Annotated in this window: 25 protein-coding genes; 22 read left to right on the forward strand and 3 right to left on the reverse strand. The window is 62.1% G+C overall.

The window, feature by feature from the left end; all coding sequences use genetic code 11:
* The first annotated feature begins 11 nt into the window (after positions 1-11).
* Genes ACZ5RT_RS02920 through ACZ5RT_RS02930 form a run of 3 tightly spaced genes read left to right on the forward strand, consistent with a single transcriptional unit; the run spans position 12 to position 3,154 of the window.
* Positions 12-836, forward strand: coding sequence for a uroporphyrinogen-III synthase (locus ACZ5RT_RS02920; RefSeq protein WP_464453449.1), 825 nt, complete (start codon positions 12-14; stop codon positions 834-836).
* On the forward strand, positions 833-1,858 hold the full coding sequence (locus ACZ5RT_RS02925) for a uroporphyrinogen-III C-methyltransferase (RefSeq protein ID WP_464453450.1): 1,026 nt from the start codon (positions 833-835) through the stop codon (positions 1,856-1,858). The genes ACZ5RT_RS02920 and ACZ5RT_RS02925 overlap by 4 nt, the downstream gene beginning before the upstream one ends.
* 6 nt (positions 1,859-1,864) lie before the next feature.
* Positions 1,865-3,154, forward strand: a complete 1,290-nt coding sequence (locus tag ACZ5RT_RS02930) for a heme biosynthesis HemY N-terminal domain-containing protein (protein ID WP_464453451.1) — start codon at positions 1,865-1,867, stop codon at positions 3,152-3,154.
* Between the two features lie 449 nt (positions 3,155-3,603).
* Here ACZ5RT_RS02930 and ACZ5RT_RS02935 read toward each other — a convergent pair whose 3' ends face one another.
* Positions 3,604-6,648: an Rne/Rng family ribonuclease gene (locus tag ACZ5RT_RS02935; RefSeq protein WP_422172357.1), complete on the reverse strand. Its 3,045-nt coding sequence runs from the start codon at positions 6,646-6,648 to the stop codon at positions 3,604-3,606.
* A gap of 378 nt (positions 6,649-7,026) precedes the next feature.
* Between ACZ5RT_RS02935 and ACZ5RT_RS02940 the strand changes: the two genes are divergently transcribed.
* The 5 genes from ACZ5RT_RS02940 (at position 7,027) to ACZ5RT_RS02960 (ending at position 10,262) form a co-directional block, all read left to right on the forward strand.
* Positions 7,027-7,185 carry a hypothetical protein gene (locus tag ACZ5RT_RS02940; RefSeq protein ID WP_291930052.1) on the forward strand — a complete coding sequence of 53 codons (159 nt, stop codon included), beginning with the start codon at positions 7,027-7,029 and terminating at the stop codon, positions 7,183-7,185.
* A 58-nt stretch (positions 7,186-7,243) separates the two neighbouring features.
* A complete protein-coding gene (locus ACZ5RT_RS02945; RefSeq protein WP_464453452.1) occupies positions 7,244-8,245 on the forward strand; it encodes an RluA family pseudouridine synthase in 1,002 nt (333 codons plus the stop codon).
* Entirely contained in the window at positions 8,217-8,885 is a 669-nt protein-coding gene (locus ACZ5RT_RS02950) for an HAD family hydrolase (RefSeq protein WP_464454185.1), read from the forward strand. Before ACZ5RT_RS02945 ends, ACZ5RT_RS02950 begins: the two co-directional genes overlap by 29 nt.
* A 13-nt stretch (positions 8,886-8,898) precedes the next feature.
* Positions 8,899-9,264 carry a Rieske (2Fe-2S) protein gene (locus tag ACZ5RT_RS02955; RefSeq protein WP_291930047.1) on the forward strand — a complete coding sequence of 122 codons (366 nt, stop codon included), beginning with the start codon at positions 8,899-8,901 and terminating at the stop codon, positions 9,262-9,264.
* 62 nt (positions 9,265-9,326) lie between these two features.
* Positions 9,327-10,262, forward strand: coding sequence for a S49 family peptidase (locus ACZ5RT_RS02960; protein WP_291930079.1), 936 nt, complete (start codon positions 9,327-9,329; stop codon positions 10,260-10,262).
* A gap of 21 nt (positions 10,263-10,283) precedes the next feature.
* On the opposite strand, the gene ACZ5RT_RS02965 is transcribed toward ACZ5RT_RS02960, so the two are convergent.
* Together ACZ5RT_RS02965 and ACZ5RT_RS02970 are read right to left on the reverse strand one after the other, a co-directional pair.
* The gene (locus tag ACZ5RT_RS02965; RefSeq protein WP_464453453.1) at positions 10,284-11,057 is read right to left on the reverse strand and encodes an SAM-dependent methyltransferase; all 774 of its coding nucleotides are present in this window, start codon (positions 11,055-11,057) and stop codon (positions 10,284-10,286) included.
* Positions 11,054-11,665, reverse strand: a complete 612-nt coding sequence (locus ACZ5RT_RS02970; RefSeq protein ID WP_291930043.1) for a Maf family nucleotide pyrophosphatase — start codon at positions 11,663-11,665, stop codon at positions 11,054-11,056. The genes ACZ5RT_RS02965 and ACZ5RT_RS02970 overlap by 4 nt, the downstream gene beginning before the upstream one ends.
* Positions 11,666-11,716: 51 nt before the next feature.
* On the opposite strand from ACZ5RT_RS02970, the gene ACZ5RT_RS02975 reads away from it, so the two are divergent.
* From ACZ5RT_RS02975 to era, 14 genes are all read left to right on the forward strand, one after another.
* Positions 11,717-12,268 (forward strand): YceD family protein, encoded by a 552-nt coding sequence (locus tag ACZ5RT_RS02975; protein ID WP_291930041.1) that lies wholly within the window; start codon positions 11,717-11,719, stop codon positions 12,266-12,268.
* Between the two features lie 137 nt (positions 12,269-12,405).
* Positions 12,406-12,588: a 50S ribosomal protein L32 gene (gene rpmF, locus ACZ5RT_RS02980; protein ID WP_005794249.1), complete on the forward strand. Its 183-nt coding sequence runs from the start codon at positions 12,406-12,408 to the stop codon at positions 12,586-12,588.
* Between the two features lie 109 nt (positions 12,589-12,697).
* The gene (plsX, locus tag ACZ5RT_RS02985; RefSeq protein WP_464453454.1) at positions 12,698-13,762 is read left to right on the forward strand and encodes a phosphate acyltransferase PlsX; all 1,065 of its coding nucleotides are present in this window, start codon (positions 12,698-12,700) and stop codon (positions 13,760-13,762) included.
* A complete protein-coding gene (locus ACZ5RT_RS02990; protein WP_464453456.1) occupies positions 13,759-14,736 on the forward strand; it encodes a beta-ketoacyl-ACP synthase III in 978 nt (325 codons plus the stop codon). Before plsX ends, ACZ5RT_RS02990 begins: the two co-directional genes overlap by 4 nt.
* An 88-nt stretch (positions 14,737-14,824) precedes the next feature.
* Positions 14,825-15,775, forward strand: a complete 951-nt coding sequence (fabD, locus tag ACZ5RT_RS02995; RefSeq protein ID WP_108427468.1) for an ACP S-malonyltransferase — start codon at positions 14,825-14,827, stop codon at positions 15,773-15,775.
* Positions 15,772-16,515 carry a 3-oxoacyl-ACP reductase FabG gene (gene fabG / locus ACZ5RT_RS03000; RefSeq protein WP_464453457.1) on the forward strand — a complete coding sequence of 248 codons (744 nt, stop codon included), beginning with the start codon at positions 15,772-15,774 and terminating at the stop codon, positions 16,513-16,515. Before fabD ends, fabG begins: the two co-directional genes overlap by 4 nt.
* Before the next feature lie 62 nt (positions 16,516-16,577).
* The gene (acpP, locus tag ACZ5RT_RS03005; RefSeq protein WP_019427049.1) at positions 16,578-16,814 is read left to right on the forward strand and encodes an acyl carrier protein; all 237 of its coding nucleotides are present in this window, start codon (positions 16,578-16,580) and stop codon (positions 16,812-16,814) included.
* Between the two features lie 6 nt (positions 16,815-16,820).
* Complete coding sequence (gene fabF / locus ACZ5RT_RS03010) at positions 16,821-18,065, forward strand: beta-ketoacyl-ACP synthase II (protein WP_464453458.1); 1,245 nt, start codon at positions 16,821-16,823, stop codon at positions 18,063-18,065.
* Between the two features lie 14 nt (positions 18,066-18,079).
* Positions 18,080-18,550, forward strand: coding sequence for a hypothetical protein (locus tag ACZ5RT_RS03015; protein WP_464453459.1), 471 nt, complete (start codon positions 18,080-18,082; stop codon positions 18,548-18,550).
* Positions 18,551-18,618: 68 nt separating this feature from the next.
* On the forward strand, positions 18,619-20,109 hold the full coding sequence (locus ACZ5RT_RS03020) for a DegQ family serine endoprotease (protein WP_291930027.1): 1,491 nt from the start codon (positions 18,619-18,621) through the stop codon (positions 20,107-20,109).
* A gap of 499 nt (positions 20,110-20,608) precedes the next feature.
* A complete protein-coding gene (gene lepA / locus ACZ5RT_RS03025) occupies positions 20,609-22,417 on the forward strand; it encodes a translation elongation factor 4 (protein ID WP_291930025.1) in 1,809 nt (602 codons plus the stop codon).
* Positions 22,417-23,382, forward strand: a complete 966-nt coding sequence (gene lepB / locus ACZ5RT_RS03030; protein ID WP_464453460.1) for a signal peptidase I — start codon at positions 22,417-22,419, stop codon at positions 23,380-23,382. The genes lepA and lepB overlap by 1 nt, the downstream gene beginning before the upstream one ends.
* A 7-nt stretch (positions 23,383-23,389) precedes the next feature.
* Positions 23,390-24,082 carry a ribonuclease III gene (gene rnc, locus ACZ5RT_RS03035; protein WP_464453461.1) on the forward strand — a complete coding sequence of 231 codons (693 nt, stop codon included), beginning with the start codon at positions 23,390-23,392 and terminating at the stop codon, positions 24,080-24,082.
* On the forward strand, positions 24,079-25,134 hold the full coding sequence (gene era / locus ACZ5RT_RS03040) for a GTPase Era (protein WP_464453462.1): 1,056 nt from the start codon (positions 24,079-24,081) through the stop codon (positions 25,132-25,134). Before rnc ends, era begins: the two co-directional genes overlap by 4 nt.
* Positions 25,135-25,143: the final 9 nt, after the last annotated feature.

The following is a 25,143-nucleotide window of genomic DNA, read 5'->3' on the forward strand; positions in this document are numbered from 1 at the left end:
CTGGCGCTGACATGGCGCTGGCGTCTGCCACTTCTGCTGCCGCAGCCCCTTGCCGGGTGATCGTGACGCGTCCTGCGCGTGAGGCCCAGACTTGGGCCGACGCCTTGCAGGCGCGGGGTGTGCCTTGCGAGACGTTTCCCCTGATCGAGATCGCTGCCTTGCCCGAGCCTTCGGCACTGGAGTCGGCCTGGCAGGCGGTGCCTGGCCATTTGGCGCTGATGTTTGTCAGCGCCAATGCGGTGCGTTTTTTCATGGCGGCCCGGCCTGCGGGCCTGCCGATGCCCAGCTGCCGCGCCTGGTCGACCGGCCCGGGCACCCGGGCTGCATTGCTCGCGGCGGGCTGGCCTGAGGGCCTGATCGATTCACCCGATGAGGACTCGCCCCAGTTCGATTCGGAAGCTTTGTGGGCCTTGGTGGCGCAGCGGGTGCAAGTGGCAGTGGCGGCTTCCCCATCCACGCCTACGGTGCTGATCGTGCGCGGCGCCGATGCCCATGGGCAGCTCGCGGGGCGCGATTGGCTGGCGCTGCAGCTCGAAAGCGCGGGCCTGCAGGTGTTGCAAGCCGTGGCCTATGTGCGCCAGGCCCCAGAGTTGACGCCTGTAGAGCAAAGCCGTGCCCGCCAGGCTGTGCGCGACGGCAGCGCGTGGCTGTTCAGCAGTTCCGAGGCGGCGCAACACCTCGCGCAGGCCTGTCCTGACTTGCCTTTGGCGCAGGCGCGGGCCTTGGCCACGCACCCGCGCATTGCCCAACGCTTGCAACAGGCGGGCTGGGGGCGGGTGGATCTGGTGCCCGCGGCTGTGGATGCGCAGGCCGACTCTATAAAATCGCTGGCATGACATCCACACCTGAGACCGACGCCATTTCTGCCCCACCCAGGTCGGTGCGGCGCGCCTGGCTGCGTTGGCTGCCTGTTGCGCTGGCGGGTCTGGCTTTGCTGGTGTCTGTGTTGCTGTGGCAGAAGTTGGCGCGCATTCAGGAACAACTGGCGCGCCAAAGTGCCGATGCGGGCCAGCAATCCCTGGAAGCCAAAGCGTGGGCCAAGCAGGCCCAAGAAACGGTGAAGGACAGCGCCGCCCGCTTGGCCTTGGTCGAGGCCCGTCTGGGCGAGGTGGCTTTGCAGCGGGGGCAGCTGGAAGAATTGATGCAAAGCCTGTCGCGTTCGCGCGACGAAAACCTGGTGGTGGACATTGAAGCGGCGCTGCGCATGGCCCAGCAACAGGCCCAACTGACGGGCAGTGCCGAACCGCTGATCGCTGCGCTCAAATCGGCGCAGGCGCGCGTGCAGCGGGCCGCTCAGCCGCGCCTGGCCCCGGTGCTGCGGGCGCTTGAAAAAGATCTGGAGCGTCTGAGCACGGTGCAGACCTTCGATTTGCCGGGTTTGTTGATCAAGCTGGACGAAGGCGTGGCGTTGGTCGACGGTTTGACGCTGGCCAACCAGGAGTTGCCGGCAGCGGCCATAAACCGTTCTTTGACGCCGGGGCAGACCCCGGCCCCTTCCTGGTGGATGGCGGGTTTGAACCAGTTTGCGGACCAGCTCAAGGGCTTGGTGCGGGTCAGCCGCATCGAGTCACCCGAGGCCGCCTTGCTGACTCCCGAGCAGGGTTTTTTCCTGCGTGAAAACCTGAAGCTGAAACTGCTCAACGCCCGCCTGGGTTTGCTCGCTCGGCAAAAAGATGCGGCGCGTGCCGATCTGGCCTCTGCGGCGGTGATCGTGCGCCGCTATGCCGACGGGTCTTCTCGCAAGACCACCCAGATGCTGCAGTTGCTGGACCAATCCGCGGTCCAGTTGAAAGCCAGTGAATCGCCACGCCTGGAGGGTTCCTTGACGGCCCTGGCCACGGCGGCGGCCGGAAGGTAAGCCCGCATGCGTGCAGCACTTTGGCTCATCAGCTTGTTCGCTTTGGCTGCGGCTGCGGCATGGCTGGCGGGGAACAACCAGGGCACCGTGACCTTGTTCCTGACGCCGTACCGGATTGATTTGTCGCTCAATCTGGTTTTGCTGGTTTTGGGCTTGGTCGTGCTGGTGGTGGTGCTGGCCCAGCAGGCTTTGTCGGCTTTGTTGTCTTTGCCTCAGCAAGCCAGACGCTGGCGCATGCAGCAAAAAGAACGGGCTGCCCATGCCGCCTTGCTGGAATCCATCAGCCAGTTCATGGCCGGGCGTTTTTTGCGGGCCCGCAAGGCCGCGCAAATGGCGCTGGAAAAAGAAGCGTTGCTGCGCGATGCGGGACTGGAGCTGGACCATGCGGTTTCTTTGCGCACCGTGGCGCACATCATGGTGGCCGAGTCGGCCCACGCTTTGCAGGACCGCGATCTGCGACAACGCCATGGGCAGTCGGCGCTGGAAGCCGCGCGCAGCGGGCCATCGGCCGAGCGCCAGACCTTGACCGAAGGCGCCCAACTTCGCGCCGCGCGCTGGCTGCTGGATGACCGTGATGCTGCCGGCAGTCTGGAACTTTTACAGTCCTTGCCCCCTGCGACAGCCCGCCGCATGGTGGCCATGCGGCTGCAGCTCAAGGCCGCCCGCCTGGCCGGGCAACCTGCGCAGGCGCTGGACACGGCACTTTTGCTGGCCAAGCACCGGGCCTTCACGCCAGCCACCGCCAACAGTCTGGTGCGCAGCTTGATCCTGGAGTGGCTGTCGCACACGCACGATGCTGATGGCGTGCAGCGTTTGTGGCTGGGTTTGAGTGCAGTCCAACGTGAAATGCCCGATCTGGCCGCCGAGGCCGCCTTGCGACTGCTGGCTGTGGGTGGCTCAGCGGTCATGGCCAGGCAGTGGTTGCAGCCTGTTTGGGGGGCTTTGCAGTCTCTTTCATCCAGCTGGACACCCGATCAGCTGGCGCGCATGGTGCAAGCCCTGGACGCGGCGTTGGCTGATGCGCAATCCAGCGATGCGCGCCAATGGTTGGCCCGGGTGGAGGCGGCCCAGCTAGCCCAGCCGCAGGATGCGCGCTGGCAGTATCTGGCCGGCATGCTGTGCTTGCGTCACCAGCTGTGGGGTAAGGCGCAAGGCCTGTTGTCGCAAGCTGTCAAGGGTTTGCAGGCGCCTGTACTCCAACGCAGCGCTTGGTGCGCCTTGGCCGAATTGGCCGAGCAGCGGCAGGAGCCCGCAGCGGCCACGGCCGCCTGGAAACAGGCCGCCCTGGTGGCTTAGCCCTGAGAGCCCACGCCCAAGCGGCCTGGCACAGTCCACCGGGCTTCTTGCTTTTCATGCCCGGCTTCTCGCTTTTGATGCCCGGTTTTTTGCTTTGTCATGCATGGCTTATTGCTGTGTCACACACGGTTTTTTGCTTTGTCATACCCGGCTTGACCGGGTATCCACCTGCGTGTTGCTGCAGTGCGATTGCTGGGCTGTGCGGTCAAGCCAACATGGATACCCGCCTTCGCGGGTATGACAAGTCTGAGTGAGGGCCCGTGCCCCCTGGCCCCGTGTGCGATGGATGCCCGCGTTCGCGGGCATGACACCAGAAGCTCATCCAGCCCGACTCGGTCACACCCGGCTTGACCGGGTGTCCATGTCTGTGAATCCCAAGCCTGCTGGGTACGGACGAAAAAAAACCGGGCGACTCGCCCGGTTTTTTGAGCCGTGGAACGGCTGGTCGATCAGAAAGGCAAGTTCATGTCTTTCAGGTCTTTGCGTGTTTCCACCAACACCAGCGGGCCCTCGTCCAGCACCACAGCGGGCGGACGCTCGCGTGGCACGCGAACCGGTTGGGGTTCAGCGGCAATGGCAGCCTGGACAGCGGCCACTTTGGCGGCGTCAGAGTTCACCCAAATCAAGCCAGAGCTTTGCGCCACTTGATGCAAGCTGTCGATTTCCAGGGTGTAGTTCGCCACGGAAGGCAGACCCGTGCGTGCAGCCGCTTGGGGTGCCGCAGCGGGTGCTGCGGGCGGCGTGACCACCACAGGAGCGGCTGCGGGGGCTGCTGGGGCCTCAACCGGAGCTGACACAGCCGAAGCTGTGACCACAGGGGCTGGGGGCGCTTCGGTGCTGGCGGCCGGGGCTTCGGCTGCGGCAGCAACGGGCGCTGCAGCAGTTTGCTGTGCACGTTCAAAGTAAGAGCGTGGCGCTGGCCGGTCTTCAGCCGTGGCTTCTGCGCTGGGTGCGGCAGCCGAGTCGGCGTTCAGGGTGCTTTGAGCTTCTTCGCCCTGGTTGTCCTGGCGCGGTTCACCAGCACGTTCGCGGCGGTCACGGCCGTAGCGGTCACGCGAGCGGCGTTCACGGCGTTCGCCGTTGTTCTCAGACGGCGCACCGCCTTCTTGCGTCACGTTGGCTTCTTGTCCTTCGGCGGCGATCACCTCGGTCTCAGGTGCCTGGGCATCGCTGGCCGCAGTGTCTGCTGGGCGGCGTTCACCACCGCGTTCGCCGCGCTCACGACGGCCTTCACCGTTGCGCTCGCCACGCTCGCGGCGTCCCTCACCACGGCCTTCGCCACGGGGTGCACGCTCGTTGCGCACTTCGGTGCCATCGGCGTTCAGCTCAGGTGTTGCATCGCTGCGGCCTTCGTTTCTGCCTTCATTGCGGTTTTCGCCACGCCCATCGCGGCGGCCTTCGCGCGGTGCGCGCTCGCCTGCAGGGCGTTCTGCGCGCTCACCCCGCTCAGCGCGTTCGCCGCGTGCGGGGCGGGCCTCGCCTTCACGCAATTCGTTGCGACCTTCGGCACGTGCCTCGCCGCGGCCTTCACCACGACGTCCACCTTCGCGGGGTGCGCGGACTTCGCCTGTGGCGTTTTCGCTGCGCTCGCCACGGCGGCCATCGCGTCCACCACGGCGGCCGTCACGACCGCCTTCTCGGCGTTCGCCATCGCGGCCACCTTCGCGGCCTTCAGTGCGGCGCTCGCCGTTGCGGCCTTCGCGTGCTTTGTCGTCTTTCTTGCCCACAGTTGCTGGGGCTGCTTCAGGGGCGCTGCCACCGAACAGGTTTTTCAACCAGCCAAAGAAACCGCCGGAAGCTGCTGGAGCGACCACGGGGGCTGCTGCGGCTTTGCGTGCAGGCTTGGCCGCAGCCACCGGGGCTTCGGGCTTGACCGGGGCAATCGGCGCAGGTGCATCGGGCAACACGCCCTTGATGACAGGCGTTTGCTTGTTGGTGGGCTCTTGCGAACGGCGCGTCACGGTGGTCGCGTCTTCGATCTCTTCGGCCATCTTGTAGCTGGCTTCGATGCGGTCCAGGCGCGGGTCGTCGTGCTTCAGGCGCTCGAGTTTGTAGTGCGGGGTTTCCAGCGACTTGTTGGGCACCAGCAGCACGTTGATGCGTTGCTGCAGTTCGATCTTGGCGATCTCGGAACGCTTTTCGTTGAGCAGGAAAGACGCGACTTCGACGGGCACTTGCGCGTGCACGGCGGCGCTGTTGTCCTTCATGGACTCTTCCTGGATGATGCGCAGGATCTGCAGTGCCGAGCTTTCGGTGTCACGGATGTGGCCCGCGCCGCCGCAACGAGGGCAGGGGATGGACGCACCTTCGGACAGGGCAGGCTTCAAGCGCTGGCGGCTCATTTCCATGAGGCCGAATTTGCTGATGGTGCCGAACTGCACGCGGGCGCGGTCTTGGCGCAGCGCATCGCGCAGGCGGTTTTCCACCTCGCGGCGGTTTTTCGACTCTTCCATGTCGATGAAGTCGATCACGATCAGGCCACCGAGGTCGCGCAGGCGCATCTGGCGGGCCACTTCGTCGGCAGCTTCCAGGTTGGTGCGGGTGGCGGTTTCCTCGATGTCACCGCCCTTGATGGCGCGGGCGGAGTTGACGTCGACCGACACCAAAGCTTCGGTGTGGTCGATCACGATGGCGCCACCCGATGGCAGTTGCACGGTGCGGGCATAGGCCGATTCGATCTGGTGCTCGATCTGGAAACGGCTGAACAGCGGCGCGTCGTCGCGGTAGCGTTTCACACGCGGCGCGAACTCGGGCATCACGTGGCTCATGAACTGCTGAGCCTGGTCGTAGATGTCGTCGGTGTCGATCAGGATGTCGCCGATGTCGTTGTTGAAATAGTCACGAATCGCGCGGATGACCAGCGAGGATTCCTGGTAAATCAGGAAGGCACCCTTGCCGCCTTTGGAGGCGCCATCGATGGCGCTCCAGAGCTTGAGCAAATAGTTCAGGTCCCACTGCAACTCGGGCGCGGAGCGGCCAATGCCTGCGGTGCGCGCAATGATGGACATGCCTTTGGGGTACTCCAGCTGGTCCATGGCTTCTTTGAGCTCTGCGCGGTCATCGCCCTCGATGCGGCGGCTGACGCCACCGCCACGGGGGTTGTTGGGCATGAGCACCACATAACGGCCAGCCAGGCTGACGAAGGTGGTGAGCGCTGCGCCTTTGTTGCCGCGCTCTTCTTTCTCGACCTGCACCAAGAGGGACTGGCCCTCCTTGATGACGTCCTGGATGCGGGCCTGGCTAACAGACACGCCTTCGGCAAAGTATTGGCGCGAGATTTCCTTGAAGGGCAAAAAGCCGTGGCGGTCTTCGCCGTAGTCCACAAAGCAGGCTTCGAGTGAGGGCTCGACGCGGGTCACCACCGCTTGGTAGATGTTGCCCTTGCGCTGTTCGCGGCCTTCGATTTCGATTTCGTAGTCGAGGAGTTTTTGTCCATCGACGATGGCCAGGCGGCGCTCTTCAGCTTGCGTGGCGTTGATCAGCATCCGTTTCATGATGCGTTCCTTCTCTTGTCAGCGTTGGCCCCAGTGCAGAAAAATGCCTGCTGTCTGGAACCTGTTTACACAACTGGCTCTGGATTCCTGGGAATCTCAAAGCCTCCGTTGCCGGAGCTGACGCCTGAAACGAAGGGAATTGCCGAAGGTGATCGCCATTCAGCTGTGCGTGAGCACAGGAATGGGGATCGTGGCGCGTGGATGGGGCGAGGGGAAAGGCGTGCAAGGATTCGTCCACTGCCGGGGGCTTCCCCCGGTGTCCAGGACCAACTGTCGGGCACGAGGCGTGACTGTGGAGAATGGCTTCGTGAGCCACTCCAAGCACATCAGCAAAGTTCCGAACAACACAACCATCTCGCTTTGATCCGTCCAACAGCCATGTTGGGGCTGCTGGACTTGGGGTATTCCGTATCTGGGTTTTCAGGGCGTCGGCCCAACCTCCGGGGCGATTGGCCACTGTCGGCGTTGGCCTTCAGTCTGCAAATCGTGCCGGGGGTGGCATCGACCATCTGGTTTGGCGCGGTGGTGGTGGACTAAACTCCAGTTCTTCAGGAATCCATTTCCATTTGAATCAACCACTTACAGCCAATTGCCAGTGAATCACATTATAGGGTCCAAGTCCGCTGCTGCGACGCCCGCCGTCAAATGGTTGTTGGTGGACGAGGAGTCGGCCGGGCAGCGATTGGACAACTTTTTGATGCGTCACTTGAAGGGTGTGCCCAAAACCCACGTCTACCGCATCATCCGCAGCGGCGAAGTGCGCATCAACAAAGGCCGTGCTTCGGCCGAGACCCGGGTTGAAAACGGCGACGAGGTGCGTTTGCCGCCCGTGCGCATTTCTGAAAAAGTCGCCGAAAAAGCCGAGCGCCCAGCGCCTGGGCGTGAATTTCCGGTGCTTTTGGAAGACGACAGCCTGATGGCGATCGACAAACCGGCCGGGGTGGCGGTGCATGGCGGCTCGGGGGTGAGTTTTGGCGTGATTGAGCAGCTGCGCCAAGCCCGACCCCAGGCCAAGCTGCTGGAATTGGTGCATCGGCTGGACCGCGACACCAGCGGGATTTTGCTGGTGGCCAAAAAACGCAGCGCCCTGAAGCACCTGCAAGACCAGTTCCGTGAGCGTGAAACGGGCAAGACCTATTTGGCGCTGGTCAAGGGCGACTGGCCCGCCAAACTCAAGGTGATCGACCAGCCGCTGCACAAGTTTTTGCTGCCCGACGGTGAGCGCCGGGTCAGGGTCACCACCCCTGAAGACCCGGACGGCATGCGTTCGATCACCTTGGTCAAGGTGGCGCAGCGCCTGCCTGGCGCCACTTTGCTGGAGGTCACCATCAAGACCGGGCGCACCCACCAGATCCGGGTGCACCTGGCATCGCAAGGGCACCCGATCGCGGGCGATGACAAGTACGGCGATTTCGAGTGGAATCGCCAACTCCAGAAACCGTCCGCCAGCCCAGGCCTCAAACGCATGTTTTTGCATGCCTGGCGCCTGCAGTTCAACCACCCGGTGACCGCCGAGCGTGTCGCCCTGCAGGCCGATTTACCCCCCGAATTGAAAGCGTATGTCGACCATGCCCAACGCCCGACCCCGCCAGTTTGACCTGATCGCTTTCGATTGGGATGGCACTTTGTTCGATTCCACCGCCATCATCACCCGCTGCATCCAGCGGGCGGTGGTGGATGTGGGCGGGCAGGAACCCTCGCGCGAGGCGGCCTCTTATGTGATTGGCATGTCGCTGTTGCCCGCGCTGGCCCACGCCGCGCCCGATGTGCCGAAAGACAAATACCCGGCCCTGGGCGAGCGTTACCGCCACCATTACCTGCAGCACCAGAACGACATCAGCTTGTTTGAGGGCGTGCTGGATTTGCTCGACGCCCTCAAAGCCCGGCACCACTGGCTGACGGTGGCCACCGGAAAAAGCCGCCATGGTTTGAATGAAGCCTTGCAGGCGGTGGAGCTGCGCGGTGTGTTCGACGGCTCGCGCACGGCCGACGAGACAGCGGGCAAGCCCAACCCTTTGATGCTGCACGAGTTGATGCGTGAATTTGGCGCAGAGCCCGAGCGCACCTTGATGATTGGCGACACCACGCACGACCTCCAGATGGCCCTGAATGCAGGTTGCGCCAGCGTGGGGGTGAGTTACGGGGCCCACGAGCCTGAGGCTTTTCATGTGCTGAAGCCGCGCCATGTGGCGCACAGCGTGCGTGAATTGCACGACTGGTTGTTGCAGCACGCTTGAAACGAGGTGCCCCATGGAGCAGATGATTCCCTTGTGCAACAGCGCCGATCTGGTCAACGGCGGACGGGCGGTGCCCTTTGACATCGTGTACGCCGGACAGACCTGCCGGGCTTTTGCCATCCGTTACCAGGGCCAGGTGCACGCCTACCTGAACCGCTGCACCCATGTGGCCATGGAAATGGACTACCAGCCAGACCGTTTTTTTGACGACACCGGGCGGTGGCTCATGTGCGCCACGCACGGCGCGACTTACCAGCCCGATACGGGCGCTTGTGCCGGTGGCCCCTGTCGTGGCGGCCTGGTCAAAATAGACCTTTCAGAGCGGGACGGCGTGGTTCACTGGCATACTGCCTACAACTTGAAACCCCTCGAATTTTGACCATGCAAGACCCTCAGGACCCCGTGTCCGCTTCGGCCGCCAGTGAACCCGTCCATGCCGTCATGGCCCCGGATGAAGGCTGGGCACGCCAGACCTTGGAGCAGCTGGCGTTTGCCAATTTGAACGAGCAGAAAACAGCCCGCCGCTGGAAAGTGGGTTTGCGCGTGGCTTGGTTGGTGTTTTTGGCGGTGGTGTTTTGGCAGCTCTTCAGTTACAGCGCACCGACCAGCAACCCCACCATGCCGCACACGGCCATGGTGTCCATCGTGGGTGAGATCGGCTCAGAGACCGAGGCCAGCGCGGAAAACGTCATGTCGTCCATGCGCCTGGCTTTGGAGGATTCGGGCTCGCAGGCTCTGGTGTTGCTGATCAACTCCCCCGGCGGCAGCCCGGTGCAGGCGGGCCTCATCAACGACGAAATTGTTCGCTTGCGGGCTTTGCACAACAAGCCCATTTATGCCGTGGTGGAAGAGTCCTGCGCGTCAGCCGCTTACTACATTGCGGCTGCGGCAGACAAGATTTATGTCGACAAGGCCAGCATCGTGGGCAGCATTGGCGTGCTGATGGACGGTTTTGGGTTCACCGAATTGATGGACAAACTGGGCGTGGAGCGCCGCTTGATGACCGCCGGGGCCAACAAGGGTTTTCTGGACCCGTTCAGCCCACAAACCGAGGCGCAGCGCAAGCACGCCCAGGCGATGCTGGACCAAATCCACACCCAATTCATCGAGGTGGTGAAAAAAGGGCGCGGCGATCGCCTGAAGGAAACCCCCGAGATGTTCAGCGGCTTGTTCTGGAGTGGGCAGCAGGCGGTGGATCTGGGCTTGGCCGACAGCCTGGGCAGTCTGGACGGCGTCGCACGTGAAGTGGTCAAGGCCCCGGATGTGATCGATTACACCCAGCGCGAAAACGTGGCCGAGCGTCTGGTCAAGCGCTTTGGCGCTGCCGTGGGCGAGGGCACGGTGCGTGCCTTGCGCGCCAGCACAGGCCTGCGCTGAGTCGCGAGGCCTCACCCCACATCAAGGCCCGATGGCATAAACCGCGGGCGTGTGACCATCCGGGCCTTGTCTGCCCTTTTTCCATTGCGCCACGGTGTGGCTCTGGATGCTGGCCGACGGCAGCGTCAAGCCGCTGGCGATGGCCAGGCGCGTGTTGCCGTTCAGGCTTTGCAACAAGCTGCCGAGCATGGCGGCATTGCGGTAGGGAGTTTCGATCCACAGCTGGGTCTGGCCGGTTTTGAGGGCCAGTGATTCCAGCTGTTTCAGGCGGGCTGTTCGCTCCCCTGCGTCTTGCGGCAGGTAGCCCACAAAGGCAAAGTTCTGGCCATTGAGGCCACTGGCGGCCAAGGCCAGCAGCAAAGACACCGGGCCGACCAGCGGCACCACGGCGATGCCCAGATCGTGCGCAGCCCGCACGACCGAACTGCCGGGGTCGGCCACAGCGGGCATGCCCGCTTCGCTGATCAGGCCCACATCGTGCCCCTGCAAAGCGGCTGCCAGCAGCGGTTTGCCATCAAAACCCGATTGGTGGTCGCCTTTTTTGTGCACATGGCGGGGCAATTCGGTGATGCTTTGCTCGGCCAGCGGGGCGATCAAGGGGTGGGTTTCGCCCACGCGCTTCAAAAAAGCGCGGGTGCTTTTGGCGTTTTCGCAGACCCAGTGCTGGATGCCGACAGCCGTGGCCAAGGTCTTGGTGGGCAAGACATCGGCGATGGGGGCTTGTTCGGTGCAAGCAAAGTCGAGTGGCGTGGGCACCAAAAACAGGCAGCCTTGGCGTGGTTGGGGGGCGTTCACAGCAGTTTCACTCCAGCCTGACGCAACAGGCGTGCGGTGCGGATGAGGGGCAGACCGACCAAGGCCGTGGGGTCATCGTTGTCAATCGACTCGAGTAAGGCAATGCCCAAGCCTTCGCTTTTGGCGCTGCCGGCACAGTCGTAAGGCTTTTCCGCCTGCAAATACGCCTCGATTTCAGCATCGCTCAGGTCACGAAAGACCACCCGGACTTCGGCCAGATCGACCGCTTCAAAGCCTGTGGCCCGGCACACCACCGCCAGCGCGGTCTGAAAAATCACCGTCTGTCCACGCATCTGGCGCAGTTGTTGCACCGCGCGCGCGTGCTCGCCCGGCTTGCCCAAGGGCTGCCCCGCCAAATCGGCCACCTGGTCCGAGCCAATCACCACCGCTTCCGGGTGCAAGGCGGCCACGGCCTGTGCTTTGGCCAAAGCCAGGCGCAAGGCCAGATTCCTGGGGCTTTCACCCGTCATGGGGGTTTCGTCTACTTCAGGCGCGGTCACGCTGAAAGGGATGCGCAAGCGCTCCAGCAATTCGCGCCGGTAGCGCGAGGTCGAGCCCAGCACCACAGGGCGGCTGAGGGCGGGTGTGGCAGCAGATGTCGGTGTCAAGGCGCAAATCCCCGTTGAAATTCGGATGGGTGATTCTCTTACACTGCAGCCATGGAAAAAAAATTGGACCCCCAACACTTGGACTTGCTGTCTTTTGCCCGTGACGCCATGCACCTGGAGGGCGAAGGGGCCTTGGCCGATTGGCCACGTTTGGCCGAGGAGCAATGGGGCCAAGCGCAGCTGGCCGCTGGCCGGGTGGTTTGGCGCTTGCAAGGCCACACGGTGCCTCAATCGGGCGGGGCAGACCAGATTTGGCTGGATTTGCATGCGACCGTGGATTTGCCCATGCAGTGCCAGCGGTGCCTGACCCCGGTGCTGGAAACGGTGGAGGCCGAGCGCTCATTTCGCTTTGTGGCCGACGAAGCCACCGCCGCGGCATTGGACGATGAGGCCGAAGAGGATATTTTGGTCATCAGCCGCGACTTCGATGCCCTGGCCTTGGTCGAAGATGAGCTGATTTTGTCCTTGCCACTGGTGCCTTTGCACGAAGTTTGCCCGCAGGCCGTGCCCATGTCGGCGGTGGATCCGGAGTTCGAAGTGGCCGCCGAGCGGCCGAACCCGTTTGGTGTTCTGGCGGGCTTGAAAACCGGCAAGCCCCAATGAGCCTGTCACAGCCCCCTTCCCGTGGGGCTTGTCTTAGGCTATAATCAATGGCTTCGCTCAGCAATCCTGGGTGACATTCTCATTAACCAGACGCTGCGTCTTCATTTGCGCGGCCTCCCAGCTTCCAAGGAGCCATCATGGCTGTTCAGCAAAACAAAAAGTCGCCTTCCAAGCGCGGTATGCACCGTTCGCACAACGCCCTGAACGTGCCCGGCATCGCAGTCGAGCCCACCACAGGCGAAACCCACCTGCGTCACCACATCAGCCCCAACGGTTTTTACCGTGGCCGCCAGGTGTTGAAAAACAAATCTGAAGCCTGATCGGCGTCAGCCCCAAGCCTCAAGAGGCCCGGCGCTACTTTGCAAGTAGCCTCGGGCTTTTGTTTTTATGGCTTGGGATTTTTAAAACGGTTTTGAGCTCTAGGAATCCATGACCTCGCCCATCCCGATCACCCTGGCTGTCGATTGCATGGGTGGCGACCACGGCCCTCGCGTCACGCTGGCAGCTTGCCGCCATTTTCTGGCCACCCACCCTGATGCACGTTTGTTGCTGGTGGGGCGTGCGGAGGCTCTGGCGTCCTTTGCCGATCCCCGCGCAGAGGTGGTGGCGGCCACCGAAGTGGTCGAAATGGACGATCCACTGGAGGTGGCGCTGCGCAAGAAGAAAGACTCTTCCATGCGTGTGGCCATCGAGCAGGTGCGTGACGGCAGGGCCGCTGCCGCGGTGTCGGCGGGCAACACCGGAGCCTTGATGGCCATCGCCCGTTATGTGCTCAAAACCATGGACGGCATTGACCGGCCGGCCATCGCGGGTCAGATGCCCAACTTCAAGGGTGGTGGTACCACCATGCTTGATCTGGGGGCCAATGTGGACTGCACGCCCGAGCATTTGTTGCAGTTTGCCGTCATGGGTTCGGCGCTGGTGTCGGTCCTGCAAGACAAGGATCAGCCTTCGGTAGGCTTGCTCAACATCGGTGAAGAAGCCATTAAAGGCAATGAAATCATCAAAAAAACCGGTGAATTGTTGCGATCTGCAGCCAACTCCGGAGATTTGAACTTCCATGGCAACGTCGAAGGCAACGATATTTTCAAAGGCACGGTGGACATCGTGGTCTGTGACGGCTTTGTCGGCAATGTGGCCTTGAAGGCCAGCGAAGGCCTGGCGACCATGGTCGGCGGCTTTTTGAAGGCTGAGTTTTCTCGCAACATTTTCACGAAAACAGTCGCTTTGTTGGCTTATCCGGTCTTAACTGCATTTAAAAACCGTGTAGACCACCGCCGTTACAACGGCGCTGCTTTGCTGGGCTTGCGTGGGCTGGTCTTCAAAAGCCACGGCTCAGCCGACGAGTTGGCTTTTGAGAATGCCCTGATCCGGGCTTATGATGCAGCCCGAAACCAATTGCTGGACCGCGTTCGAGACCGCATCGCCCATGCTGCACCTTTGCTGATGGGTGCGCAGGCCGAGCGATCTGAACCCGCGGTCACATCTGTATGAGAATTTATTCACGTATTTTGGGCACCGGCAGCTACCTGCCCGCCAGACGCCTGAGCAACGCCGACTTGGCCGCCGAATTGGCGCAGCAGGGGGTAGAAACCTCCGACGACTGGATTGTGGAGAGGACCGGCATCCGCGCCCGCCACTTTGCGGCCGACGATCAAGGCTGCAGCGATCTGGCCACCGAAGCCGCCCGCCATGCGCTGGTCGCATCGGGCCTGGCCGCGACAGACATCGATCTGATCATTGTGGCCACCTCGACCCCCGACATGGTGTTCCCGTCGGTGGCCACCATGGTGCAGCACAAACTGGGCGCAGCAGGCTGCCCGGCATTCGACGTCCAGGCCGTGTGCAGTGGTTTTGTTTATGCCCTGACCGTTGCCGATTCGATGATCCAGGCCGGCTCGGCCAAGCGTGCCTTAGTCATTGGTTCAGAGATTTTCAGCCGCATCCTCGACTTCAAGGACCGCACGACCTGCGTGTTGTTTGGCGATGGCGCAGGCGCGGTGGTGCTCGAAGCCTCGGACCAGCCCGGCATTTTGGCCACCGATTTGCACGCCGACGGCAAGTACAAGGACATCTTGTGCGTGCCCGGCCACGTCAACCGGGGCGGTATTCTGGGCGACCCCGTCCTGAAAATGGATGGCCAGGCCGTCTTCAAGCTGGCGGTGGGTGTGCTCGAAGACACCGCCCGCGCCAGCCTGACCAAGGCCAACCTGACCGATGCCGACATCGACTGGTTGATTCCGCACCAGGCCAACATCCGCATCATGCAAAGCACCGCCAAAAAGCTCAAGCTGGGCGCTGACAAGGTGGTGGTGACCGTCGACCAGCACGGCAACACTTCGGCCGCCTCGATCCCGCTGGCGCTGGACACCGCCGTGCGCGACGGGCGCATCCAGCGTGGCCAGACCCTGATGCTCGAAGGCGTGGGCGGGGGCTTCACTTGGGGCTCTGTGCTGTTGCGTTATTGACCCACTCTTGATTTGACAGGCCCGGGTCAGTGATGAGCGGCACGCCCCTCACGCTGCCTCGGATTCTTCCCAGACTCAGAATTTGCACATGACCACATTTGCTTTTGTTTTTCCCGGCCAAGGCTCCCAATCGGTGGGCATGCTGGACGCGTGGGGCGACCACCCCGCCGTGCTTGAAACCTTGAAGGAAGCCTCGGACGCTCTGGGCGAAGACGTGGCCCAACTGATCCACGAAGGCCCCAAGGAAGCGCTGGCCATGACCACCAACACCCAGCCCGTGATGCTGGTGTCGGCCGTGGCCGCCTACCGCGCCTGGCTGGCCGAAGGTGGTGCCAAGCCTTCGGTGGTGGCTGGTCACTCGCTGGGCGAGTACAGCGCTTTGGTGGCCTCGGGCGTTTTGACGCTCACACAAGCCGCGCCGCTGGTGCGCCTGCGCGCCGCCGCCATGCAAGAAGCTGTGCCTGTGGGCGTGGGGGCCATGGCCGCCATTTTGGGCTTGGCCTCGGACAAAGTCATCGAAGGCTGCAAAGCGGCGCAAGCCACTTTTGCAGCGGGCAGCGCCGAAGTGGTCGAAGCCGTGAACTTCAACGACGCCGCGCAAACCGTGATCGCGGGCAGCAAGGCGGCCGTGGACAAGGCCTGTGAAGTGCTCAAGGGCATGGGCGCCAAGCGCGCGCTGCTTTTGCCCGTGTCGGCCCCGTTCCATTCGAGCCTGATGAAGCCCGCCGCCGAAAAGCTGCGCGAAAAGCTGGCCACTCTGAATTTGGGCGCGCCGCAGATCCCGGTGCTGAACAACATCGACGTGGCCATCGAAACCGACGCAGACCGCATCCGCGATGCGTTGTACCGCCAGGCCTTTGGCCCGGTGCGCTGGGTCGAGTGCGTGCAGGCCATCAAGGCCCGTGGCGTCACCACCCTGGTCGAGTGCGGCCCCGGCAAAGTGCTGGCGGGCATGACCAAGCGCATTGACGCTGAATTGAACGGCGTGGCGCTGTACGACCCCGCCACCCTGGCTGAAGTGAAAGGACTCCTCGCATGAGCGAAGCACAAAAACAAGTGGCGCTGGTGACGGGCGCATCGCGGGGCATTGGTGCCGCCATTGCCTTGCATCTGGCCAAGTCCGGATTTGTTGTGATTGGCACCGCCACCAGCGACGACGGTGCCGCCAAGATCAGCCAGGCCTTGTCGGCCTTTCCCGGCAGCCGGGGTGCGAACCTGAACGTGAACGATGCCGCAGCAGGCGAAGCCCTGATCGACGCCATCGTCAAGGAACACGGTGGCCTGCAGGTGCTGGTCAACAACGCGGGCATCACCCGTGACACGCTGGCCATGCGCATGAAGGACGACGACTGGGACGCGGTGCTCGACACCAACCTCAAGGCAGTCTTCCGCATGAGCCGTGCCGTGATCCGCCCCATGATGAAGCAGCGCTATGGCCGGATCATCAGCATCACCAGCGTGGTGGGGGCCTCCGGCAACCCTGGCCAGGCCAACTACGCCGCCGCCAAGGCGGGTGTGGCGGGCATGACCCGTGCGCTGGCCCGTGAGTTGGGCAGCCGCGGCATCACGGTCAACTGCGTGGCCCCCGGTTTCATTGAGACCGACATGACCGCCAGCCTGCCTGAAGAGCAACAAAAAGCCCTGCTGGGCCAGATTCCTCTGGGCCATCTGGGCAAACCCGATGACATCGCCCATGCGGTGGCCTATCTGGCCGGGCCGCATGCCGGTTATGTCACCGGACAGGAATTGCATGTCAATGGTGGCATGTTCATGGCCTGATTTCCGGAAACCCCTTCCGGACAGGTAAAATCTTCATTTTTCACAACCCTCAGAGGGACCCCATGAGCGATATCGAAGCACGTGTCAAAAAAATCATTGCCGAACAACTCGGCGTTGAAGAGTCACAAGTCACCAACGAAAAAGCCTTCGTGGCCGATCTGGGTGCCGACTCCCTGGACACGGTGGAATTGGTGATGGCACTCGAAGACGAGTTCGGCATCGAGATTCCTGACGAAGACGCAGAAAAAATCACCACGGTGCAAGCTGCGATCGACTACGCCCAAAGCAAGAAGGCCTGATCGACGATGACCCGGCGCCGCGTTGTTGTCACGGGTTTGGGATGCGTCAGCCCCGTGGGCAACACGGTCGCCGACGCTTGGTCAAACCTTTTAGCCGGCCAGTCCGGCATTGGTCCCATCACCCGTTTCGACGCTTCGGCGATGTCGTGCCGCATCGCGGGTGAAATCAAGAATTTTGACCTCGAGTCCTACATCAGCGCCAAAGAGGCGCGGACCATGGACCGCTTCATCCACTACGGCATTGCTGCGGCTGCCCAAGCCATTCAGGATTCCGGGCTGGCCACAGGCGAAGCGCTGGGTGAAGAGGAAGCTTGCCGCATCGGTGTGGTGATTGGCTCGGGCATTGGCGGCTTGCCGCTGATCGAAGAAACCCATATCGAGTACACGGCGCGCGGCGCGCGTCGCATTTCCCCATTTTTTGTGCCGGCCTCGATCATCAACATGATCTCGGGCCATGTGTCGATGCGCAGCGGTTTCAAAGGCCCCAATCTGGCCGTTGTGACCGCGTGCACCACCGGTTTGCACAGCATTGGCGAGGCCGGTCGTTTGATCGAATACGGCGATGCCGACGTGATGATTGCCGGTGGCTCCGAAGGCACCGTGTCGCCACTGGGCGTGGGTGGCTTCGCCGCCATGCGCGCCTTGTCGACCCGCAACGACGACCCGACAGCGGCATCGCGCCCCTGGGACAAGGACCGCGACGGTTTTGTGCTGGGCGAGGGCGCAGGTGTGATGGTGCTCGAAGAGTACGAACACGCCAAGGCGCGTGGCGCCAAAATTTATGCGGAGCTCGGTGGTTATGGCATGAGCGCGGACGCGGGTCACATGACCGCGCCCAGCATGGACGGCCCCCGCCGCGCCATGCTCAACGCCATGCGCAATGCCGGTGTCAACGCCGACCAGATCGACTACCTCAACGCCCACGGTACCTCCACACCGCTGGGTGACATCAACGAAACCAATGCCATCAAGGCGGCCTTGGGCGACCACGCTTACAAAACCGTGGTCAGCTCCACCAAGTCCATGACCGGTCACCTCTTGGGTGGCGCGGGCGGCATTGAGAGCGTGTTCACCGTGCTGGCGCTGCACCACCAAAAAGTGCCGCCCACGATCAATCTGGTCAACCCCGACCCCGAGTGTGATCTGGACTACTGTGCCAACACGGCCCGCGATATGAAAATCGATGTGGCCCTGAAGAACAACTTCGGCTTTGGCGGCACCAACGGCTCGCTGGTGTTCAAACGCATCTGATTCGGGTTACCACCATGCACAACGCCCCACCTGTGGCTTTCCCGGTGGGGCGTTTTGTTTGGGGGCGTGCGTTCGGCGTGCTGATGGCCTTGTTGTCTGCCATCGGTTTGCTGGCTTGGCCCATGCAGGCGCAGACATCGACCGCAGAGGTGCTTGCCGCTTGGGCGTTCTGGTGCCTGTGTGTCGGCGGCGCTGCGGTGTGGGCGCCGCGGCAAACGCTGACAGCTGGGCGTTTGTTCTGGAGCGGACAGACCTGGTTTTGGCAGCCCGTGGATGGTGAACACCAAAGCCTGGACGTGTCGGTGGGTTGGGATGCGGGGGATGCACTGCTGCTTTTTGTCCATTTTCAGGACGCTCAAGGCGCGAGCCATGGCTCCTGGGCCTGCGCCTGGCTGAGCGCGGCCGCGATGCCCTCAAAGTGGCACGGATTTAGATGCGCTGTATATTCGCGCACCAAGACAGACACCCTGCCGTTACACCTTTGACGGGGCATGATGGGCACGGCTTGAATTGGTCACTTTTGGCCACATCTTCCAGACGGTCCATGGTCGTGATGGAACACCACAAGGAGATTTTTGTGCTGACGCAACATTGGATAAAAACGGCTGCATCGTTTGCCCTGGCCAGTGGCTTGGCGCTGGGGCTGGTCGGGGTGCCCACGGGCGCTGTGATGGCCCAGACCACCAGCGCAGGCGCACGTGGCTTGCCTGACTTCACCGACCTGGTGGAGCAGGTGGGCCCTTCCGTGGTCAATATTCGCACGCTCGAAAAAGTCCGCCAGAGCGCGCAGGGCGGTGCAACACCCGACGAGGAAATGCAGGAGCTCTTCAGGCGCTTTTTCGGGGTGCCTATGCCCAATGCACCCAGACAGGCACCGCGCCAACCAAGGTCCCAGGAAGAAGCGCAACCTCGGGGTGTGGGCTCAGGCTTCATCCTCAGCTCGGACGGCTTCATCATGACCAACGCCCATGTGGTGGAGGGTGCGGATGAAGTGATGGTCACGCTGACCGACAAGCGCGAATTCAAGGCCCGCATCGTGGGTGCCGACAAGCGCACCGATGTGGCGGTTGTCAAAATCCAGGCCACAGGCCTGCCTGCCGTGAAGGTGGGGGATGTCAGCCGCTTGCGCGTCGGGGAATGGGTCATGGCGATTGGTTCGCCTTTTGGCCTGGAGAACACCGTCACGGCAGGCATTGTCAGTGCCAAGCAGCGTGACACGGGCGATTATTTGTCCTTCATCCAGACCGATGTGGCGATCAACCCCGGCAACTCCGGCGGCCCCCTCATCAACATGCGCGGCGAAGTGGTGGGCATCAACAGCCAGATCTATTCCCGTTCGGGGGGCTTCATGGGCATTTCATTCGCGATCCCCATGGACGAGGCCATGCGGGTCAGTGAACAGCTGCGCACCAGTGGCCGTGTCAGCCGGGGGCGCATTGGGGTTCAGATTGCGCCTGTGACCAAGGACGTTGCCGAGTCGATTGGCTTGGGCAAGGCACAGGGTGTGCTGGTGCGCGGTGTTGAAGAAGGATCGCCTGCGGAAAAAGCGGGCCTTGAGGCGGGCGACATCATCACGCGCTTTGATGGGAAAGCCATCGACAAGCCTGCCGACTTGCCTCGGGCCGTGGGCAACACCAAGCCTGGCAGCAAAGTCGGCATCACGGTGTTCCGCCGCGGCGGTCACAAAGACCTGAGCATCACGGTGGCCGAGGTGGAAGCCGAAAAAGTGGCTGCAGCAAGCCCGGAAAAGAAAGCGCCAGCAGCCAGCGCACAGCATTGGGGATTGACGGTCAGTGACCTGACCGAAGCCCAGAAGCGGGAATTCCGGGTGCGTGGGGGTGTTCGGGTGGATGCGGTCGCCGATACAGCCGCACGGGCAGGCATCCGTGAAGGGGATTTGATTGTGGCGATTGCCAACACCGAGGTCACTTCGCTGCGGGAGTTTGAGCTGATCATGTCGCGTGTGGACAAAAATCGCCCCACCAGCGTTTTGATCCGACGCGGTGATGGCGCGCAATATGTGCTGATCCGCCCTGTCCAGTGAGGCTGGGGACTTGTCAAGAGTCCTCAGTGTCCTGCGGGGCTTTGGGGTCTCTGGCAAGGCTGTGAAGGGGTTTTTTTGAAAAATTCGAATCCAATGAAAAAGATTTTTAAAGTTTGTGCCAACTAACTTTATTCATCTCTCATAACGAATTTGGCTAAAATCAGCGGTCTTGACCCATGATTGATGGCATAAAGCGCAGGGCTGAGTTCACGATGCGAGATTCCTTGCAGGAGTCCACCGGTGATCCACAGATGGCCCACAAGTTGTTCAGCAAGATGTTCGTGATCTTGTGCATAAGTTGTGGATAAATTCCATGTTGCATAGCAGCAACGACCTGTCAAACGTGTTTTTGGGGCTGTGCGCGTGGGCCAATTTGCCTACAATGAAGTCCCAACTATCGCAGTTGCCAATGATTGTTGGTTCAGGGCGCGTCAACACCAGACGCGCCCTTTTTTCTTTTACGGATCCTTGATCCACAAATACTTGCAGACGTTGTTTGATGAATCACATCAGAAATTTTTCGATCATTGCCCACATTGACCATGGCAAATCCACGCTGGCCGATCGCTTGATTCAACGCTGTGGCGGTCTGGAAGCGCGAGACATGGAAGCCCAGGTGCTGGACTCGATGGACATCGAGAAAGAGCGCGGCATCACCATCAAGGCGCAGACCGCTGCGCTGCAATACAAAGCCCAGGACGGGCAGGTCTACAACCTCAACCTGATCGACACGCCCGGCCATGTGGACTTCTCTTACGAAGTCTCGCGTTCGCTGTCGGCTTGCGAGGGTGCGTTGCTGGTGGTCGATGCCAGCCAGGGTGTGGAAGCACAAACCGTGGCCAACTGCTACACCGCGCTCGACTTGGGTGTGGAAGTGGTGCCCGTGCTCAACAAGATGGATTTGCCCAACGCCGATCCGGACAACGCCCGCACCGAAATCGAAGACGTGATCGGCATTGACGCCACCGATGCGATTCCCTGTTCGGCCAAGACCGGTATGGGCATCGAAGAAATCCTCGAAGCCGTGGTGGCCCGCATTCCGCCGCCCAAAGGCAACCCCGATGCGCCACTGCGCGCCATGATCATCGACAGCTGGTTCGACACCTACGTGGGCGTGGTCATGTTGGTGCGCGTGGTCGATGGCCAGCTGATCAAAGGCGAGCGCATCCGCATGATGGCCAGCAACGCGGTGTACGAAGCAGGCAGCCTCGGGGTGTTCACGCCCGCCAACCAGCCGCGTGAGTCGCTCAAGGCGGGCGAGGTGGGTTACATCATCGCGGGCATCAAGGAATTGCAGGCGGCCAAGGTGGGCGACACCGTCACCCTGGAAAAAAAGCTGCCCAACAACCTGGGCCCCGCCACCGAGGCGCTGCCCGGCTTCAAGGAAATCCAGCCGCAGGTGTTTGCCGGTTTGTACCCGACCGAAGCGAATCAGTACGACGCGCTGCGCGACGCGCTGGAAAAGCTCAAGCTCAACGACGCGTCCCTGCACTACGAGCCCGAAGTCTCGCAGGCGCTGGGCTTTGGTTTCCGTTGCGGATTCCTGGGCTTGCTGCACATGGAAATAGTGCAGGAACGCCTGGAGCGCGAATTCGACCAGGACCTGATCACCACGGCGCCGAGCGTGGTCTACGAAGTGGTCAAGGGCGACGGTGAAGTCATCATGGTCGAGAACCCCTCCAAAATGCCCGACCAGGGCAAGCTGCAGGAGATCCGCGAGCCCATCGTCACGGTGCACCTGTACATGCCGCAGGACTATGTCGGCCCCGTGATGACGCTGGCCAACCAAAAGCGCGGTGTGCAGATCAACATGGCCTACCACGGCCGCCAGGTCATGCTGACCTACGAGATGCCGCTGGGCGAGATCGTGCTGGACTTCTTTGACAAGCTCAAATCCGTCAGCCGGGGCTATGCCTCGATGGACTACGAGTTCAAGGAATACCGCGCGTCCGACGTGGTCAAGGTTGACATCATGCTCAACGGCGAGAAGGTCGATGCGCTGTCCATCATCGTGCACCGCACCCAAGCCCAGTACCGCGGCCGCGCCGTCGCCGCCAAAATGCGCGAGATCATTTCCCGCCAGATGTTCGACGTGGCCATTCAAGCCGCCATCGGTGCCAACATCATTGCCCGTGAAACCATCAAGGCCTTGCGCAAGAACGTGCTGGCCAAGTGCTACGGTGGCGACATCACGCGCAAACGCAAGCTGCTGGAAAAGCAGAAAGCGGGTAAAAAGCGCATGAAACAGATTGGCTCGGTCGAGGTGCCCCAAGAGGCGTTCTTGGCCATTTTGCAGGTGGAAGATTGATGCAGTTCCTGACTTCTTTGGTGTTGGCCGCTTTTGTCGGCTATGCCGGTGCCTGGTATTTGGGGGGCATCGAGGGCAACTTTGCGCTGCTCTTGCTGCTGGCCACGGTGGTCACCGGCATTTACTGGCTGGCCGAACGCTTGGTGTTCTTGCCCCAGCGCCAAAATGCGGTGGCCCAGCTGGAAGCAGAAACCGCACAACGCCGGGCGGAACTCGCCAAAATGGGCATCGACAAAGTGGACACCGACATCGGTGAAGCCCGCGACAAGTTGCTGATGCAGCCCTGGTGGCTGGATTGGACGGCGGGGCTCTTCCCGGTCATTGTGGTGGTGTTTGTCCTGCGCTCGTTCTTGTTCGAGCCCTTCAAGATCCCCTCGGGCTCCATGATCCCGACGCTGCACATCGGCGACCTGATTCTGGTGAACAAATTCCACTACGGCATTCGCCTGCCCGTGGCCAACACCAAACTGACCGAGGGCACGCCCGTGCAACGCGGCGATGTGATGGTGTTCCGCTACCCGCCCAAACCCAGCGTGGACTACATCAAGCGGGTGGTCGGGGTGCCCGGCGACGAAGTGGCTTACCTGAACAAGAAACTCACCGTCAATGGTCAGCCTGTGCCGACGCAGTCCTTGCCCGACTTTTTTGACGAGTCGACCATGCGCTACTTCAAGCACCACCGCGAGAGCTTGGGCGCCAAGCCCCACCAGACCATCCAGGACGACGAGCGTCCGGCGTTCATCCCTGGTGCCGATCAGTTCACTGGGCGGGAAAACTGCAACTACACCGTCGAAGGCGTGACCTGCAAAGTGCCTGCGGGCCACTACTTCATGATGGGTGACAACCGCGACAATTCGCTGGACTCGCGTTACTGGGGTTTTGTGCCCGACGCCAACATCGTGGGCAAAGCCTTTTTTGTCTGGATGAACTTTGGCAACCTCCAGCGCATTGGCGCTTTTGACTGAGGTGAACGTGGCCACATCGCCTGCACTGTCTGAATTGCAAATTCGCTTGGGCTATGCCTTTCGCCAAGCGGGCTTGCTGCAGCAAGCCGTCACGCACCGCAGCTTCAGCGCCGACCACAACGAGCGCCTGGAGTTTCTGGGTGACTCTGTGCTCAACCTGTCGGTGGCCCACCTGCTGTATGCGCAGCTGACCAGTTTGCCCGAAGGCGACTTGTCGCGGGTGCGGGCCAACCTGGTCAAACAAGACACGCTGCACCAACTGGCCAAAAAACTGGATTTGCCCGCCGTGATGCGCTTGGGCGAGGGCGAGATGCGCTCGGGCGGGCAAAACCGTCCGTCGATCCTCGCCGATGCGCTCGAAGCCATCATTGGCGCGGTGTACCTGGACGGTGGCTACCAGAACGCACAAGCCTTGGTCGAGCGCTTGTTTGCCCAGGTCGACATCAAACCCGACATGCAGGCCGTGGGCAAAGATCCCAAGACCGAATTGCAAGAGTGGTTGCAAGGGCGCAAGCTCGCGCTGCCCAAATACACCGTGGTCGGCACCTCCGGCGCGGCGCACCGCCAGCAGTTCGAGGTCTCTTGCGAAGTGACCGAATTGCGCCAAACCCAACTGGGCTCGGGCGCATCGCGTCGCGCCGCCGAACAAGCAGCGGCCGCCGCCATGCTGCAGACCCTGAAATCCGAAAGCGCCGCATGAGCACCGACAAGAAAACGCCTGAAACTGAACGCACGCCGCAAGAGTCAACCCTGCGCCGCCCCGTGCAAATCGCGGGTGTGACCATCCAGCCACGCGATGCATCGGAAGATGCGGCCTTGCCCCCGGTCGCTGCCACCCCCGCGACTGTGCCTGTTGAAGGCCAGCGCTGCGGCCTGGTGGCCATTGTGGGCAAGCCCAACGTGGGCAAGTCCACCTTGCTCAACGCCTTGGTGGGTCAAAAAATCAGCATCACCTCGCGCAAAGCGCAAACCACGCGCCATCGCATCACCGGCATCCGCACCCAGGGTGCGGCGCAGTATGTGTTTGTGGACACGCCCGGTTTCCAGACCATCCACGGCACAGCCCTGAACAAGTCGCTGAACAAAACCGTGGTCGGTGCCGTGAGCGATGTGGACCTGGTGCTGTTTGTGGTTGAGGCGGGCAGCTTCACCACGGCCGACGCCAAGGTGCTGGCGCTGCTCAAGCCCGGCATTCCGGTCTTGTTGGTGGCCAACAAACTCGACAACGTGCACCGCCGTGGCGACATCGCGCCCTGGCTGCAAAGCATGCAAGAGCGCCACGCCTTTGCCGAGTTCGTGCCCATGTCGGCCAAGCAGTCCAAGGACATCGAGCGTTTGCTGGGCATTTGCGAAAAATACCTGCCCGAGCAGCCCTGGTGGCACGCCGAAGACGAACTCACCGACCGCAGCGAGAAGTTCCTGGCCAGCGAAATGGTGCGCGAAAAACTCTTCCGCCTGACGGGCGACGAACTGCCTTACACCTCCACCGTGGTGATCGACAAGTTCGAAGAAGAAGCCGGGCGCACTGCCAAGCGCATGCTGCGCATCGCGGCCACCATCGTGGTCGAGCGCGAGGGGCACAAGGCCATGGTGATCGGCGACAAGGGCGAAAAGCTCAAACGCATCGGCACCGAAACCCGCATGGAGCTGGAAAAGCTGCTGGACGCCAAGGTGTTCATCGAGCTGTGGGTGAAGGTGCGTTCGGGCTGGGCCGACGACGAAGCCCGTGTGCGCAGCTTCGGCTACGAGTAATCTCACCTT

The sequence above is a fragment of the Limnohabitans sp. TEGF003 genome (genome assembly GCF_055395455.1).